Source organism: Massilia norwichensis (assembly GCF_024753245.1).
Classification (GTDB): Bacteria; Pseudomonadota; Gammaproteobacteria; order Burkholderiales; family Burkholderiaceae_D; genus Telluria; species Telluria norwichensis.
Window position 1 is genome coordinate 246,101 of record NZ_JANUGX010000002.1, and the last position, 14,622, is coordinate 260,722.

At 65.7% G+C, this 14,622-nt stretch carries 12 protein-coding genes and 1 tRNA gene; 4 read left to right on the top strand and 9 right to left on the bottom strand.

The genetic code is table 11. The features are described 5' to 3' along the window. Nucleotides 1-19: 19 nt before the first annotated feature. Nucleotides 20-1,462, top strand: a complete 1,443-nt coding sequence (locus NX782_RS02870) for an HD domain-containing phosphohydrolase (protein WP_258843989.1) — start codon at nt 20-22, stop codon at nt 1,460-1,462. A 72-nt stretch (nt 1,463-1,534) separates the two neighbouring features. On the opposite strand, the gene pth is transcribed toward NX782_RS02870, so the two are convergent. The 7 genes from pth to NX782_RS02905 form a co-directional block, all read right to left on the bottom strand. Then, on the bottom strand, nt 1,535-2,119 hold the full coding sequence (pth, locus tag NX782_RS02875) for an aminoacyl-tRNA hydrolase (protein WP_258843990.1): 585 nt from the start codon (nt 2,117-2,119) through the stop codon (nt 1,535-1,537). A 138-nt stretch (nt 2,120-2,257) separates the two neighbouring features. Beyond that, entirely contained in the window at nt 2,258-2,845 is a 588-nt protein-coding gene (locus NX782_RS02880) for a 50S ribosomal protein L25/general stress protein Ctc (RefSeq protein ID WP_258843991.1), read from the bottom strand. A 207-nt stretch (nt 2,846-3,052) separates the two neighbouring features. Beyond that, a complete protein-coding gene (locus NX782_RS02885) occupies nt 3,053-4,003 on the bottom strand; it encodes a ribose-phosphate pyrophosphokinase (RefSeq protein ID WP_230024151.1) in 951 nt (316 codons plus the stop codon). 127 nt (nt 4,004-4,130) lie between these two features. Then, a tRNA-Gln gene (locus tag NX782_RS02890) sits at nt 4,131-4,207 on the bottom strand. A gap of 77 nt (nt 4,208-4,284) precedes the next feature. Continuing rightward, complete coding sequence (ispE, locus tag NX782_RS02895; RefSeq protein WP_258843992.1) at nt 4,285-5,184, bottom strand: 4-(cytidine 5'-diphospho)-2-C-methyl-D-erythritol kinase; 900 nt, start codon at nt 5,182-5,184, stop codon at nt 4,285-4,287. 1 nt (nt 5,185) lies between these two features. Next, a complete protein-coding gene (locus NX782_RS02900) occupies nt 5,186-5,800 on the bottom strand; it encodes an outer membrane lipoprotein LolB (protein WP_258843993.1) in 615 nt (204 codons plus the stop codon). A 64-nt stretch (nt 5,801-5,864) separates the two neighbouring features. Continuing rightward, on the bottom strand, nt 5,865-7,622 hold the full coding sequence (locus tag NX782_RS02905) for a tetratricopeptide repeat protein (protein ID WP_258843994.1): 1,758 nt from the start codon (nt 7,620-7,622) through the stop codon (nt 5,865-5,867). Between the two features lie 161 nt (nt 7,623-7,783). Between NX782_RS02905 and mutM the strand changes: the two genes are divergently transcribed. The 3 genes from mutM to mutY are packed head-to-tail and all read left to right on the top strand — an operon-like array spanning nt 7,784 to nt 11,721. After that, entirely contained in the window at nt 7,784-8,617 is an 834-nt protein-coding gene (mutM, locus tag NX782_RS02910) for a bifunctional DNA-formamidopyrimidine glycosylase/DNA-(apurinic or apyrimidinic site) lyase (protein ID WP_258843995.1), read from the top strand. Between the two features lie 21 nt (nt 8,618-8,638). Further along, complete coding sequence (locus tag NX782_RS02915; protein WP_258843996.1) at nt 8,639-10,600, top strand: dynamin family protein; 1,962 nt, start codon at nt 8,639-8,641, stop codon at nt 10,598-10,600. Beyond that, nucleotides 10,597-11,721: an A/G-specific adenine glycosylase gene (mutY, locus tag NX782_RS02920; protein ID WP_258843997.1), complete on the top strand. Its 1,125-nt coding sequence runs from the start codon at nt 10,597-10,599 to the stop codon at nt 11,719-11,721. The genes NX782_RS02915 and mutY overlap by 4 nt, the downstream gene beginning before the upstream one ends. Before the next feature lie 11 nt (nt 11,722-11,732). On the opposite strand, the gene NX782_RS02925 is transcribed toward mutY, so the two are convergent. Together NX782_RS02925 and aroKB are read right to left on the bottom strand one after the other, a co-directional pair. Continuing rightward, the gene (locus tag NX782_RS02925) at nt 11,733-12,872 is read right to left on the bottom strand and encodes a deoxyguanosinetriphosphate triphosphohydrolase (RefSeq protein ID WP_258843998.1); all 1,140 of its coding nucleotides are present in this window, start codon (nt 12,870-12,872) and stop codon (nt 11,733-11,735) included. Beyond that, nucleotides 12,869-14,539 carry a bifunctional shikimate kinase/3-dehydroquinate synthase AroKB gene (gene aroKB, locus NX782_RS02930; RefSeq protein WP_258843999.1) on the bottom strand — a complete coding sequence of 557 codons (1,671 nt, stop codon included), beginning with the start codon at nt 14,537-14,539 and terminating at the stop codon, nt 12,869-12,871. The genes NX782_RS02925 and aroKB overlap by 4 nt, the downstream gene beginning before the upstream one ends. Between the last annotated feature and the right edge of the window lie 83 nt (nt 14,540-14,622).

Here is a 14,622-nt window from a genome sequence, read left to right on the forward strand (position 1 = left end):
TGGCCGTTACATTATGGCCATGCAACTCGACGAAACCATCAGCGTGGAAGATGCCGTGCAGGTGCTGGCCATGGTCGGCGACCTGAGCATGGGCCTGCCGCCCGACCACTCGGTCCGGACGGCGCGCCTGGCCGCACGCCTGGCGGAAGAAAACGGCGATGCCGCGGATGCCTGCACCAGCACGCGCCTGGTCGGGCTGCTGCGCTGGTCCGGCAGCACGGCGACGGCGCCCGGCTTTTCCAACCTGCTGGGCGACGACGTCCTCGGCCGCCACGCCATGGTAACGCGTACCCTGTCCGGCAATCCCAACCTGACCCTGCCGAACGTGCTGCCGCTGGCCGAGATGCAATGCGAGGTGGCGGGCGACATCGCCGCCTTGCTGGGGCTGGCGCCGGACGTCGAGGAAGCGCTGCGCCACCTGTTCGGCAGCCACGCCCGCGGCGACATGCAGGACGCGCTGTTCGCCCCGAACATCCCGCGCGCCGTGTTCTACGTGCGCCTGGCCGGCGACCTGGAAGTGCTGGCGCCGGCCCACGGCACCGAGGGTGCGATGCGCCTGATCGGCGAGCGCGCCGGCGTGAAGTACCCGGCGACCCTGGTCGAACGCCTGGCACCGCATGCCCAGGACTGGCTGGATGCGCTGGGCGAGCCGTCCTGCGCGGCCGACTACGCCGGCCACGACCGCCGCGTGCCGCTCACCATCATCGCCGATGTGATCGAGTTGAAGCTGCCCTGGCTGGCCGGCTATTCGCGCCGGGTGGCAGCGCTGGCCAAGCGCAGCGCGGTCGGCGCCGGCCTGATCGCCCTCGAGGAAAAGCCGCTGGTGCGGGCCGCCCTGCTGCACGGGATCGGCCGCGTGGCGGTGCCGAACAGCGTCTGGCAGCGGCCGGCCAAGCTCGGCGACCTCGACTGGGACCAGGTACGCAAAGTGCCGTTCTGGACCGCGCGCGCCGCGGTCCTGGTGCCCGCCATCGCCCACGATACCACGCTGGCCTCCTTCGTCTACGAGCGCCTGGATGGCAGCGGTTACTTCCGCAAGGCGCGCGGCGAAGCGATCGGACCGCAGGAACGGGTGCTGGCGGTGGCCGCGGCCTACGCGGCGCTGACCTCGCCGCGGCCCTGGCGCCCGGCCCATGGCGAGGCAGCCGCCGGCACCCTGCTGGTGGCACAGGCCGGCGCCGGGCGCTTCGACCGGCAGGCGGTGAGCGCGGTGCTCGAGGCGGCGCGCTCGATGGCGCCGAAGCCCGGGCGTGCGAAACCGGTGCGCGATGCGCTGCTGTCCTCGCGCGAAGTCGAGGTGCTGCGCCACATCAGCCTGGGCGAAACCAGCCGCGAGGCGGCGCGCGCGATGAAGATCACCCCGGCCAGCGTGCGGACCCATGTCGATACGATTTTCGAGAAGCTGGAGGCCAGTTCGCGGCCGGCGGCGACCTTGAAGGCGCTGACCCGCGGCCTGATTTAGCAGGGTGGACTCTCCGAGCCCACGCGCACGCTTGCAGACCTCTACCTTCCCCGTGGGCACGGGGTGCCCACCCTACTCCGTATGCAGCTGCGTGGTCGCCGCCGCCATCTTCCCTTCGCACACCATCGGAATAATGCGCAGCGCCTTGTCGATCGCTTCCTCGATCAGCGTCTGCTCTTCGCGGCGTGGGCGGTGCAGCACGAAATCGACCACCGCCTGCTGCAGGTTGAGGGTGCGCGGATGGCCGATGCCGAGGCGCAGACGCCAGTAATCCTGGGTGCCGAGCGCCGAGGTGATGTCCTTCAGGCCGTTGTGGCCACCCGAGGAGCCGCCGCGCTTGAGCTTGGCCGCGCCGGGCGGCAGGTCGAGTTCGTCGTGCACGACCAGGATCTCTTCCGGCGCGATCTTGAAGAAGCGCGCCAGCGCGCCGACGGACTGCCCGGAGCGGTTCATGAAGGTCAGCGGCTCCAGCAGCCAGACTTCCTTGCCCGAGATGGACGTCTTCGCCACCATGGCGTTGAAACGCGATTCGCGCTGCAGCCGGCAGCCGGGCAGCGTGTTGGCGAGGTTGTCGACCAGCCAGAAGCCGGCGTTGTGGCGGGTGGTTTCGTATTCCGGGCCGGGGTTGCCGAGGCCGACGATCAGGCGGATGTGCATAAAGCGTCAATCGAATCGTAAAGCTCGATTATCGCGGAAAACCGCGAACACCTGAGCAGAAAACAAAAAACCCGCCGGACGCGGGGTCGCAGCGGGTTTTTATCGTGCCGCTCCCGGGAGAGCGGCAACAAACAGCAATTACTCAGCAGCGGCTTCAGCCGTAGCAGCACCACGCGGGATCGACGAGGTAGCGACGGTCTGGTCCTTGCCGTGGGCAACGATGCTCACGCCTTCCGGCAGGGTCAGGTCGGACACGTGCACCGATTGACCGGCTTCCAGCTTGCTCAGGTCGACGGTGATGAATTCCGGCAGCTTGCCCGGCAGGCAGGTGACGTCCAGCTCGTTCAGCACGTGCGAAACGATGGCGCCGCTCAGCTTGACGGCCGGCGAGACGTCGGCGTTGACGAAGTGCAGGGCGACCTTGGTGTGGATCGGCTGCGAAGCGTCGACGCGCTGGAAGTCCACGTGCAGGACCAGTTGCTTGTATGCGTGCATCTGGAAGTCACGCAGCAGGACTTGCTGGGCTTGACCGTCCAGTTCCAGGTCCAGGACGGCGCCGTGGAAAGCTTCTTTCTTGAGCGCGTGGAACAGCGCGTTGCCATCGACGGCGATCAGTTCCGGGGCGCCAGCGCCACCGTAGATGATGCCAGGGGTCTGGCCAGCGTTGCGCAGGCGGCGGCTCGCTCCGGTCCCCTGCTGTTCGCGTTTGAATGCGACTACTTTCATGGTGTTACTCCAAGTAATGTGGGCTCGAATGCCGGCATGGCCGGCCCGCTTGCCCGGTGGTGGTCGCCCCCGCGACCAGGGGCTTCCGTGAAATGAGCGCAATGTTACGCACTCAAGAAATTCTGTATAGCTTGCGTGGACGTGGGCACAGGGTGCCCACCCTACCGTTCAATGTAGGGTGGGCACCCCGTGCCCGCGTTTTCTATCTTAGTCGACGAACAGCGAGATAACTGAGTCGCCCTTCACGATACGCTTGAAGGTTTCAGCCAGCAGCGGCGCGCAGGTCAGCTGGCGGATCTTGCCGCAAGCACGGCCGGCTTCGCTCAGCGGGATGGTGTCGGTGACGACCAGTTCGTCCAGCGGCGAATTCGAGATGCGGTCGATTGCCGGACCGGACAGAACCGGGTGCGTGCAATAAGCCACAACTTTCTTGGCGCCACGTTCTTTCAGGACTTCGGCGGCCTTGGTCAGCGTGCCTGCGGTGTCGACCATGTCGTCCATGATCACGCAGTTACGGCCTTCGACTTCACCGATGATGTTCATGACTTCCGACACGTTCGCCTTCGGGCGACGCTTGTCGATGATCGCCAGGTCGCAGCCGAGACGCTTGGCCAGCGCACGGGCACGCACCACGCCGCCGACGTCCGGCGACACGACCAGCAGGTCGTCGTAGTTGCGCTTCTGCAGGTCGCCCAGCAGGATCGGCGATGCGTAGATGTTGTCGACCGGGATGTCGAAGAAGCCCTGGATCTGGTCGGCGTGCAGATCCATGATCAGCACACGTTCGACGCCGGCTTCTTCCAGCATGTTGGCGACCACTTTGGCCGAGATCGCGACACGCGCCGAACGCGGACGGCGGTCCTGGCGGGCATAGCCGAAGTACGGAATCGCCGCGGTGATGCGGCCTGCCGATGCGCGCTTGAGAGCGTCGACCATCAGCATGATTTCCATGAGGCTGTCGTTGGTGGGAGCGCAGGTCGATTGCAGAACGAAGACGTCCTTGCCACGAACGTTCTCGTTAATTTCGACCATCACTTCGCCGTCGGAGAACTTCGAGACCACGGCCTTACCAAGAGGAATACCGAGGCTTTTTGCGACCCCTTCTGCTAGCGCCGGATTGGCATTGCCGGTAAAAACCATCAGGTTTTCGTAAGCCATGGGGAGTCCCAGAAGAAGAGTAAAATTGAAAGATTCTGAACTACAAAAAAAATGGGCCGCTCTAGGCGGCTCCACTTTACATTGCCTGCTGGAGCACTAGTCATCAACAGGTCAGGCAATAAATCTTTGGCAGGGGAACAAGGATTCGAACCTTGGTATGCCGGAATCAAAATCCGGTGCCTTAACCAGCTTGGCGATTCCCCTACACTGAAACTTGTACTGCTTATTTGCTGCCGCCGCTTCAGCTATGTTGCCGTTGCGTCGACAGGCAAAATTTTATTCTACAACTCGTTGATTTGCAAGAGCGATTTCATCGGATGTTTCGTTAGCGACCTTGTTTTCCACGCTATCCACTTCGCCGGCACCTGCTTCAGCACCTGCTCTGCTTCTTGCTCTGTGGAAAACGCGCTGAATACGCACGCTCCGGAGCCAGTCATCCTGGCCGCCCCGTGATTGCCCAACCATTCGATCGCCTCTGCTACCGGCGGGAACAGGCGAGCTGCCACGTCCTGCAAATCATTTTTCCCGAACTCAACAGAACCTTGCGATTCAGTGTTGCGCCCTAGGAAGTCCGCTACTGTAATGGGTTTCGTGTTTCTTGTCAAATCGGGTGCCGTAAAAATCGCGGCGGTCGGCACCGAGACACCCGGCTCGATCACCACATACCAGCAATCCGGGCCCGGCACCGCCTGCAGGGCCTCGCCCACGCCTTCGGCAAATGCGGTCTCGCCGAACAGGAAGAACGGGATATCCGCGCCCAACGGCAGGCCAAGCGCGATCAGCTCGTCCGTGTTCAAACCGACCTGCCACAAGTGATTCGCGGCCATCAGCGCGGTGGCGGCATCGGATGAACCGCCGCCCAGCCCGCCACCCATCGGCAGGCGCTTCTCGATACGCACGGCGATGCCTGGCGGCAGTTTGCCGTGGCGGCGCCGGTATTCGGCCTGCAGTGCCCGCAGGGCGCGCACGATCAGGTCCTGCTCTTCCGGCACGCCCGGCACGTCGTTGACGCGGACGATGCGTTCGTCGTCGCGCAGGTCGAAGTCCAGGATGTCGCCGTGGTCGATCAGCTGGAACACCGATTGCAGCAAGTGGTAGCCGTCAGGGCGGCGGCCGGTGACGTGCAGGAACAAATTGAGCTTGGCCGGTGCCGGGCAGCCGTGCAGCGCAGTCAGGGCCATCTCAGCTTTCCGGGAAGATCGTGATGCCGATCGAGAGCTCGCCGCCGTTGCCGGTGGCGCCGCGCTCCGCACGGATGAGCTTCGGCAGCGGTGCGCCGTTCGCTCCCGGCTTGTCTTGCCACTCGGTAAAGCGCAGCTGCCAACCATCGCGCGTCTGCACATTGTTGTTGGACGGCGATGCCACGAAGCGCTTGCCTTGCGCGTCGACCGCATAGCCCTGCAGCCAGTCGCGCAGGCCGGCCACCGGCAGCGCATAGCCGAGGGCCTGCTGGGTCAGCGCGTCGATGTCCTTGGCCGTGCGTGGTTCGCGGTTGGCCTGGGTCAGCGTGGCGGACTCCGGCGTCACGGTGATCTCGGCGGCAGTCTGCCCGGTTGGGGTGAACAAGGCGACCTCGATGCGGCCCGGGCGCTGGGTCCAGCTGAATTGCCCGTTGACGCCTTCCCGGCCACCTTCGCTCTTCTGGTAGACGACATTGATCTTGCCGTTCAGGTCGATGGTGTCGCGGTAGGCGCCGACCGGGGCGCTGGACAGGTTGGCGGTGGAGGTGGCGCAGCCGGCCAGGGAGATGGCAAAGGCTGCGGCAAGGAGGTGGCGGGAGAATCGGGTGATTGGCATCGGTGCTGGCTTGGGTTCCCGCCTGCGCGGGAACGACGTTTATAGTAAAAGATTATTTCAGGCCTCAAAGCGAAGCGCGCAGGCGGCTCAGCGTGCTTTTCAGCGCATCGTTCTTCGGATCCTTGGCCTGCGCTTCTCGCCACAGCTTGCGTGCATCGTCGTGCTGGCCCTTCTTCCACAGCACCTCACCCAGGTGGATGCCGATCTCCGGGTCGTTGCGCAGCTGGTAGGCCTTGCGCAGTTGGGCTTCGGCCGCGTCCAGCTTGCCGAGGCGATACTGCACCCAGCCCATGCTGTCCATGATGAAGGGATCGTTCGGCGCCATCTTCTGGGCCTTCTCAATCAGCGCATGGGCTTCCTTCAGGCGCACGTTGCGGTCCGCCAGCGAATAGCCGAGGGCGTTGTAGGCGTGCTGGTTGTCCGGCGCCTTGGCGATCACCTTGCGCAGCGACTTTTCCATGACCTGGGTCTTGCCCAGCTTCTCGGCCATCAGCGCGTAGTCGTACAGGAAATCCATGTTATCCGGGAAGCGCTTGAGGCCCTGCTCCATCAGCTTGAAGGCTTCCTGGGACTTGCCGGCGTCGCGCAACAGCTGGGCCTCGATGAGCACGACCTGGGCCTGCTCGGTCGGGTCTTCGGGCTTGAGCGTGCCGAGCAGCTTGCGGGCGCCGGCCAGGTCGCCTTGCTTGGCGGTCAATTGCGCGCGGCGCAGGTCGGCGCCGAGCTGGATCTTCGGATCGTTGGTGTCGAGGCGGTCGAGCCAACCCAGGGCCGCCGGGATATCGCCGCGTTCCTCGGCGATCTGGGACAGGATCAGCACGGCCTTGGTCGGGTCGCGCTCCTCGTCCGGGGTCTTGTCCATCACGTCGACGAAGCGCGTGAAATAGTCTTCGGCGGCCTTGTTGTCGTTCATCTGCATCGACAGGATGCCGAGCGCGTACAGGGTGCCGGGATTGTTCGGCTGGGCCTTGTCGAGGGTGAGGAATTGCTGGCGCGCGGCTTCGTACTGCTTGGCATTGACCAGCATGCGGGCATAGGCCACGCGCACGTCTTTGGCGTCCGGGTGCGCGGCCAGGTAGTCGGCCAGCACCTTCGCGGACTGCTCCTCGCCTTCCGTCACCTGGGCCAGGGTCAGGATGGCGATCTCGGAATCGGGCTTGATCTGCAGCGCGGCGCGCGCTTCGCGCTGGGCGTCCGCTTTGGCGCCGCGGGCCAGCGCGGTCTGCGCCAGCACCACGTGGGCTTCCATCATGTTGCCGTAGGGCGCGACCAGGCGCTCGAGCATGACGATGGCCGCTTCCTTGTCCTTGGCGCGCATCACCAGCTGCTGCATCTGGAACATCACCAGCCCGCGGGCGCCCGGGGGCGCCTCGGCCAGGCGCTGCTTGAGCGCATTTTCTGCTTCGACGAGGTTGTCGGACACGACCACCAGCCCCAGATAGTACTGGTTGGCCTCGTCGGAAGTCGGCGCCAGCTGGCGCCACAGCTTGACGGCGGCGAGTGCGTCGTCGGACTGCTTGGCTGCCAGCGCCATTTCGGTGGCGCGCTTGGCCAGACGCGGGTCCTTGGTCTGCTGGGCCAGGCTCATCAGCGTGAGGTAAGGCCCCTGCCAGTCGCCCTTCTTGAAGGCCAGCTCGGCATTCATGAGCTGGTACATCATCTGGGGCGTCATGTTCACGTTCGGGGCCTGCTCGTCTCCCGGCGTGGCGTCGTCCTGGGCCGGCTCGCCGGCGGCAGCGCGGCGCTGGGCCTCGGCGGCGGCCAGCGGCTGGTCCGAATGATCACGGGTTTGCGCGTCCTGCGGCTGCTGTTTGGGCGCCACAGCGCATGCAGATAACAAGGCCGAGAGAGTTACAATGGCGAAAGTGTTTTTCAAGGTCGATCCCGCATTGACAAGATGGACCGATTCTACGCTTAACGTCCCCCGCGCGTGCGCCGTTGCAACACGAATTTACATACTTTTCCTCTGTTCTTCATTGAAACATGCCCGAACTCCCAGAAGTTGAAGTCACCCGGCGCGGCGTTGCACCGCACCTGGAAGGCCGTGTCGTCGAACAGGTCGTGCTGCGCCGCGAGGGCCTGCGCTGGCCCTTCCCGCCGAACCTGGACGCGCTGCTGAGCGGCCGTGAAATCCTGTCGACCAGCCGGCGCGGCAAGTATCTGCTGATCCATTTCGCGCACGGCACGCTGATCGTCCATCTCGGCATGTCCGGCCACCTGCGCGTGCTGCCCGAGGGCGTCGAGCTGAAAAAGCACGACCACTTCGACCTGATCGTGCGCGGCCCCGAAGGCCGGCGCGTGCTGCGCCTGCACGATCCGCGCCGCTTCGGCGCCGTGCTCTGGCATGCCAACGACGATGGCGAACTCGAACAGCACATCCTGCTGCGCGGCCTGGGCGTCGAGCCGCTCGAAGACGGCTTCTCGGGCGCCCTGCTGCACCGCGAAACCAGGAAGCGCAGCGCGCCGATCAAGCAGGTGCTGTTGCAGGGCGACATCGTGGTCGGGGTCGGCAACATCTACGCCTGCGAAAGCCTGTTCCGCGCCGGCATCAACCCGAAGACGGCGGCGTCGCGCATCAGCCGCGCCCGCTACGACAAGCTGGCCGAGGCCATCCGCGAAATTCTTGCGGCCGCGATCGTGCAAGGCGGCAGCACTCTGCGTGACTTTATTGCGGTAAATGGGCAATCTGGATATTTCCAGCAGACATATTTCGTCTATGATCGTGCAGGAGTGCCTTGCAGAAACTGTGGCGCGCCGGTGCGCCAGATCGTGCAGGGCCAGCGGTCGACCTTCTACTGCGCGACCTGCCAGAAATAGTTCCCAATCAGGCGGCACAACATGCAAGATATTCAAGAATACGGGGCCTGGCGCGCACGCGTGGCCGACGCGCTGGAACAATATCGCGGCTGGGTCCAGGCCGCCGAATTGCTGGACGGCGCCGCCGAACAACACCTGGCGCGCGCCCTCACCCGCGTGCGCGACGACCGCCTGTCGGTGGCCTTCGTGGCCGAGTTCTCGCGCGGCAAATCCGAGCTGATCAACGCGCTGTTCTTCGCCGATTACGGCCAGCGCATCGTGCCGTCCAGCCCGGGCCGCACCACCATGTGCCCGACCGAGCTGGCCTACGATCCGCAACTGCCGCCCTGCCTCCGCCTGCTGCCGATCGAGACCCGCGCCCAGCGTCTGGCCACCAGCGATTACCGCGACGATCCCGCCGCCTGGACCGTGCTGCCGCTGGACCTGGACTCGCCCGAGCGCATGATCGCCACCTTCCGCCAGGTCAGCCTGACGCGCCGCGTGAGCGTCGCCGAAGCCAGCAGCTACGGCCTGTACGATCCGGAAGACCCGGACCTGTCCGCGACCCTCGGCGACGACGGCCAGGTCGAGATCCCGCAATGGCGGCATGCGCTCATCAACTTCCCGCATCCGCTGCTGAAACAGGGCCTGGTGATCCTGGACACGCCGGGCCTGAACGCGATCGGCACCGAGCCCGAGCTGACCCTGAATCTGATCCCGAACGCGCACGCGGTGCTGTTCATCCTGGCCGCCGAGACCGGCGTGACCCGAAGCGACATCGAAGTCTGGCGCACCCACATCGGCGCCGCATCCGGTTCCTCCGCAGGACGCATGGTGGTGCTGAACAAGATCGACGCGCTGTGGGACGAGCTACGCAGCAGCGAAGAGAACGACGCCGCGATCGCGCGCCAACAGGCCAGCGTGGCCCAGCTGCTGGGCGTGCAGGAACAGCAGGTGTTTCCGGTGTCGGCGCACAAGGGTCTCGTCGGGCGCGTGACCCAGGACATGGCGCTGTTCGAGAAGAGCCGCATCGGGCTGCTGGAAGCGGCGCTGTTCAACGAGCTGATTCCGGCGCGCCAGGACATCCTGCGCCGCCAGCTACGCGAAGACATGGCGGCGATCACCGCCGGCCAGCAGGCGCTGCTGGCCACGCGCATCCGCGACCTGGTCGAGCAGCTGCAGGAGCTGCAAAGCTTGCGCGGCAAGAACCAGGGCGTGATCGCGCACATGGTGCGCCGCGTCGAGATGGAGAAGAAGGAGTTCGACGCCAGCCTTTTTAAACTGCAGGGCACGCGCGCGGTGTTCGCGACGCTGTCGACGGAGCTCTACACCTGCATCGGCATGGACGTGGTGCAGGCACAGGTCGATGCCGTCCGCACCGCGATGGAAGGCGTGCGCTTCAGCACCGGCATGCGCGCGCCGGTGCGCGTGTTCTTCGACGAAGCCCGCGCCAGGCTCGACGCGGCCAGCGCGAAGATCGGCGAGATCGGCGCAATGATGGAAACCATGTACCGCCGCTTCTCGGCCGAGCACGGCCTGGCACTGGCGATGCCGATGGCCTTGTCGCTGGCGCGCTACCGCAGCGAGATCGACGCCATCGAGGCGATCTGGCAGAAGCAGTCCGGCACCGCGACCCTGCTCATCACCAGCCGCGGCACGCTGTTGGAACGCTTCGTCGACTCGATCGCCGCGCGTGTCAAACACAGCTTCCGCGCCGCGAATGCCGACGTCGAAGCCTGGCTGAAGGTGATCATGGCGCCGCTGGAAGCGCAGATCCGCCAGCACCGCGAACAGCTGCGCCACCGCCAGTCCTCGATCCAGCGCATCCACGATGCGACCGAGGGACTGGAACAGAAGATCGCCGCCTTCGAGGCGGCCCAACAGGACCTCGAGCAGGTCAAATCACGCCTGGCGACGCTGGCGGGTACGGTGACGCGGGTGCTGAATGCGCCGGATGCGCAGCCGGCACCGGCATCGGCGTCGCCCTCACTGGAAGTTGCATGAAACGATTGACCGAATTCGACGCCACGCAGGGTACGAGCGCGCTGGCAGACCCGAGCTTTTCACGCGCCGTGATCGACTGGCAGCGCCGGCACGGCCGCCACGCCCTGCCCTGGCAGAACACGCGCGACGCCTACCGCATCTGGCTGTCCGAGATCATGCTGCAGCAGACCCAGGTGAGCGCGGTGCTCGGCTATTACGCGCGCTTCCTGGAGCGCTTCCCGGACGTGCAGGCGCTGGCCGCGGCGCCGGTGGAAGACGTGATGACCTACTGGGCCGGCCTGGGCTACTACACGCGGGCGCGCAACCTGCACGCCTGCGCGCGCCGCGTGGTGGCCGAATACGATGGCGTGTTCCCTTCCGACCCGGCGCTGCTGGCCGACCTGCCCGGCATCGGCCGTTCGACCGCGGCGGCCATCTCCGCTTTTTCGAGCGGCACCCGCGCCGCGATCCTGGACGGGAACGTCAAGCGCGTGTTTGCGCGCGTGTTCGGCATCGACCAGTATCCCGGCCTGAAGCCGGTCGAGGATGCGCTGTGGCGGCGTGCGGAAGCGCTGACGCCTGCCGAAGAGGGGATCGAGTCCTATACGCAGGGCTTGATGGACCTGGGCGCGACCCTGTGCACGCGCTCGCGCCCGGACTGCCCGCGCTGCCCGCTGCAAGACCGCTGCGTGGCCCATGCCACGGGCCGCACCGCCGAGCTGCCGGTCCGCAAACCGAAAAAGACGACGCCGGAAAAGCGCGCGCAGATGCTGGTCGTGATCGATGGCGGCCAGGTGCTGCTCGAGCAGCGGCCGGGCACCGGCATCTGGGGCGGGCTGCTGTCGCTGCCGGAAGTCGACGGCCACGTGGCGCTGGACGAGGAAGCGCTCGACCTGGGCGCTGCAGCCGAAGCGGCGGAGAAGTTCGGCACGGTTGTGGAAACCGAAACGCTGCTGCCGCTGGAACACGGCTTCACGCACTACAAGCTGCACATCCATCCCTACCGGATCGCGCTGGCCGCGTGCGCAGAGACCCCAGCCGGCTACGTGTGGTGGGACCTGGCACGCATCGACGAAGCCGCCCTGCCCTCGCCGATCAAGAAGCTGCTGGGGCAGCTGGGCCAGCCTTCCCTGTTCGCTTGACCCCGGGTTGATTAAAGTTCATCCAAAGAGAAGATTCGCTTGTGCTCGCGGATCGCATAGCGGTCCGTCATCCCGGCGATGTAGTCCGCGATCTTGCGCGCCTGCTTCATGGTGTCGCCCGACGCGACCTGGTAATCGAAGGGCAGCAGCACCGGGTCGGTCATGAAAGCGTCGAACAGCTCGCGCACGATGCGGCTGGCTTTTACGCGCATGCGGTTCACCTTGTAGTGGCGGTACAGGTTCGCGTACAGGAAGCGTTTTAACGCCGTGGTCTCTTCGCGCATCTTCGTCGAGAACCGGATCAGCGGCGGGCCATTGCGCACGTCTTCGATGCTTTGCGGCGCGGCTTCCTTCAATAGCCGGCACGACTCCTCGACCAGGTCGGCCGTCATCGCCGTGATCATCAGGCGGATCGTTTCGTACAGCTCGCGCCGGCCCGGCAGTCCCGGGTACTGCTGCACGACCTGATGGTGCAGGCGCGCGAACAGCTCGACTTCTTCCATCTGCTTCATGCTGAGCAGGCCGGAGCGCAGGCCGTCGTCGATGTCGTGGTTGTTGTACGCGATCTCGTCGGCCAGGTTCGCCAGTTGCGCTTCCAGGCTGGGCTGCTTCTTGTCGATGAAGCGCTGACCGAGGTCCCCGAGCTGGCGCGCGTTGGTCAGCGAGCAGTGCTTCAGGATGCCTTCGCGCGTCTCGAAGGTCAGATTGAGGCCGTCGAAGGCGCCGTAGTGCTCTTCGAGATGGTCGACCACGCGCAGGCTTTGCAGGTTGTGCTCGAAGCCGCCGTGGTCCTTCATGCATTCGTTCAGCACGTCCTGGCCGACGTGGCCGAAGGGCGTGTGGCCGAGATCGTGGGCCAGCGACACCGCTTCCACCAGGTCTTCGTTCAGGCGCAGGCTGCGCGCCAGCGTACGCGCGATCTGCGCGACCTCGATCGAGTGCGTCAGACGGGTGCGGAACAGGTCGCCCTCGTGGTTCAGGAAGACCTGGGTTTTATACTCGAGCCGGCGGAAGGCCGTAGAGTGGATGATGCGGTCGCGGTCGCGCTGGAACTCGCTGCGCGAGCCGGCCGCCGGTTCCGGATGACGACGCCCACGCGACTTCGACGAGTGCGCCGCATACGGGGCCAGATGGGCGTCGAAATCGATCATCCCCGGCTCCTCGTCACGTTCGCCTCCAGCGTCGCCAGCAACTGGTCCTGCGGGGCGCCGGTGATGCTCGGGCTGCCCAGGGGTTTCAAAAGGATGAACTTGATCGCCCCGCCCTCGTTCTTCTTGTCGACTTCCATCAGCTCGATCCAGCGCTCGACGCCCAGGTCCGGCGCTTCCACCGGCAGCCCGGCCGCCTTCACCAGGCGCCGCACGCGCAGCGCGCCGTCGGCGTCCAGCAGGCCCAGACGATGCGACAGATCCGCCGCCATCACCATGCCGCAGCCGACCGCCTCGCCGTGCAGCCATTCGCCGTAGCCCAGGCCATTCTCGATCGCGTGACCGAAGGTGTGGCCGAAGTTCAGCACCGCGCGCAGGCCGCCTTCGCGCTCGTCGCGCCGCACCACGTCGGCCTTGATCTCGCAGGAGCGCAGGATCGCATGCGCCAGCGCGGCATGGTCGCGCGCCACCAGTTTGCCGATGTTCGCCTCGATCCAGTCGAAGAAGGACAGGTCGAGGATCGCGCCGTGCTTGATCACCTCGGCCAGGCCGGCCGACAGCTCGCGGTCCGGCAGCGTGTCGAGGGTCGCGGTATCGGCGATCACGGCGCGCGGCTGATAAAACGCGCCGATCATGTTCTTGCCGAGCGGGTGGTTGATGCCGGTCTTGCCGCCCACCGAGGAATCGACCTGCGACAGCAGCGTGGTCGGGATCTGCACGAAGGGCACGCCGCGCATGTAGCTGGCGGCCGCAAAGCCGGTCAGGTCGCCGATCACGCCGCCGCCCAGGGCCACCAGGGTGGTCTTGCGATCGCACTTGTTGGCCAGCAGGGCGTCGAACACCAGGTTCAGGCTCTGCCAGTTCTTGTGCTCTTCGCCGTCCTGCAGCACGATGGTGACCACCTCGCGCCCGGCCGCGCGCAAGGGCGCCGTCACCTTTTCCAGGTACAGCGGCGCCACCGTGGTGTTGGTGACGACCGCGACTTTTCCGCTGCCGCCGCCGATGTGGCGGTTCAGGAGCGCGCCGTCGTCCAGCAGCCCGCGCCCGATCAGGATCGGATAGCTGCGTTCGCCGAGATCGACGTTAAGGGAGATGCATGCCTGTTCGTTCATGTTCGCTCGTGCCTTGGACCGCTGGCGTCCCGCGTCCATCGCGGCCAGCTGGTCCAGTATTGTCTGGACCATCGATTGTACGTTAGGCCGGCCGGTATCGATGACGAGGTCGGCGATCTCGCGGTACAGCGGCTCGCGCTGCGCGGTCAGGTCCTCGAGCTTCTTGCGCGGATCGGCGGTCTGCAGCAGCGGACGGTTCTTGTCGTGCGAGGTGCGCGCCAGGATGCTGTTGACGCTGGCGCGCAGGTAGATCACGGTGCCGCGCTCGGCCAGCAGGCGCCGGCTGTCGGGATTGAGCACGGCGCCGCCGCCGGTGGCCAGCACCAGGCCGCTGCCGGCGGTCAGCTCGCGGATCATGTCGGCTTCGCGCCGGCGGAAGCTGGGCTCGCCCTCGATCTCGAAGATCCAGGGAACCGAGGCGCCGGTGCGGGCCTCGATCTCGTGGTCGGAATCGGCGAAATGCATGCCCAGCCGGCGCGCCAGCATGCGCCCGATCGTGGTCTTGCCCGCGCCCATCAGGCCGACAAGGAAGATGTTGTTATTCTTGCAGTGAGGCACTATTCGCTATCGCTCAAAATGCAAACGGCCAGGATGACCTGGCCGCCGCGTGTTTCGTTTTTTGCTACCGGTTCTGCTGCATT